Annotated in this window: 1 protein-coding gene; it reads left to right on the forward strand. The window is 43.4% G+C overall.

Going from position 1 to position 258, the window contains the following annotated elements:
• On the forward strand, nt 1-167 hold a 167-nt coding region (locus MMY95_RS16040), incomplete at its 5' end, for a GH36 C-terminal domain-containing protein (protein WP_277602052.1).
• Between the last annotated feature and the right edge of the window lie 91 nt (nt 168-258).

Consider the following 258-nt stretch of genomic DNA (forward strand, 5'->3'; position numbering starts at 1 on the left):
CGCATATTACGAAGTTAGCGGGATTAGACCCTCAGCAGACCTACGTTGAGACCGACACAAACAAAATGTACGGTGGCGATGAATTGATGCAACTAGGACTCTACACGACTCCCGTTCAAACTAGTGACTTTACGGCGCGGGTACATTACTTCAAGGCTAAGGACTAAGCTCAGCCATTAAACATATTAAAACTTGATCATCGTTAATCTAAAAGAACGCTCTGGCAAATAACTTGCCGGAGCGTTCTTTTGAAATCAA

It is taken from the genome of Lactiplantibacillus sp. ME-2 (assembly GCF_022549155.1).
Lineage (GTDB): Bacteria > Bacillota > Bacilli > Lactobacillales > Lactobacillaceae > Lactiplantibacillus > Lactiplantibacillus plantarum.